Here is a 1,523-nt window from a genome sequence, read left to right as displayed (position 1 = left end):
CAACCGGATTTACCAGGTCACTCCCCCTACACGCTTAAACCGGGACAACCGTCGCCCGGCTAGCCTAGCCTTCTCCGTCCCCCCTTCGCAGTAACACCGAGTACAGGAATATTAACCTGTTTCCCATCGACTACGCCTTTCGGCCTCGCCTTAGGGGTCGACTCACCCTGCCCCGATTAACGTTGGACAGGAACCCTTGGTCTTCCGGCGAGCGGGCTTTTCACCCGCTTTATCGTTACTTATGTCAGCATTCGCACTTCTGATACCTCCAGCAACCCTCACAGGCCACCTTCAACGGCTTACAGAACGCTCCCCTACCCAACAACGCCTAAGCGTCGCTGCCGCAGCTTCGGTGCATGGTTTAGCCCCGTTACATCTTCCGCGCAGGCCGACTCGACCAGTGAGCTATTACGCTTTCTTTAAATGATGGCTGCTTCTAAGCCAACATCCTGGCTGTCTATGCCTTCCCACATCGTTTCCCACTTAACCATGACTTTGGGACCTTAGCTGGCGGTCTGGGTTGTTTCCCTCTTCACGACGGACGTTAGCACCCGCCGTGTGTCTCCCGTGATAACATTCTTCGGTATTCGGAGTTTGCATCGGTTTGGTAAGCCGGGATGGCCCCCTAGCCGAAACAGTGCTCTACCCCCGAAGATGAGTTCACGAGGCGCTACCTAAATAGCTTTCGGGGAGAACCAGCTATCTCCCGGTTTGATTGGCCTTTCACCCCCAGCCACAAGTCATCCGCTAATTTTTCAACATTAGTCGGTTCGGTCCTCCAGTTAGTGTTACCCAACCTTCAACCTGCCCATGGCTAGATCACCGGGTTTCGGGTCTATACCTTGCAACTATTCGCCCAGTTAAGACTCGGTTTCCCTACGGCTCCCCTATACGGTTAACCTTGCTACAAAATATAAGTCGCTGACCCATTATACAAAAGGTACGCAGTCACACCACGAAGGTGCTCCCACTGCTTGTACGTACACGGTTTCAGGTTCTATTTCACTCCCCTCGCCGGGGTTCTTTTCGCCTTTCCCTCACGGTACTGGTTCACTATCGGTCAGTCAGGAGTATTTAGCCTTGGAGGATGGTCCCCCCATATTCAGACAGGATGTCACGTGTCCCGCCCTACTCATCGAACTCACAATTAATGCATTTTAGTGTACGGGACTATCACCCTTTACTGTGCGACTTTCCAGACGCTTCCACTAACACAAGAACTGATTCAGGTTCTGGGCTCCTCCCCGTTCGCTCGCCGCTACTGGGGGAATCTCGGTTGATTTCTTTTCCTCGGGGTACTTAGATGTTTCAGTTCCCCCGGTTCGCCTCATACGACTATGTATTCATCGTATGATAGTGCAACGAATTGCACTGGGTTTCCCCATTCGGGTATCGCCGGTTATTACGGTTCATATCACCTTACCGACGCTTATCGCAGATTAGCACGCCCTTCATCGCCTCTGACTGCCTAGGCATCCACCGTGTACGCTTAGTCACTTAACCTCACAACCCGAAGGTGTTTC

At 52.7% G+C, this 1,523-nt stretch carries 1 rRNA gene (running past one end of the window); it reads right to left on the bottom strand.

The features are described 5' to 3' along the window. Window positions 1–1,503, bottom strand: a 23S ribosomal RNA gene (locus AC1RKG_RS24770); it reaches 1,498 nt to the left of the window's first position. Window positions 1,504–1,523 lie beyond the last annotated feature (20 nt).

It is taken from the genome of Serratia sp. GW822-FHT06D09 (genome assembly GCF_058799515.1).
Note: the sequence above shows the minus strand (reverse complement) of the source record. Positions and strands in the feature narration are given on the sequence as shown.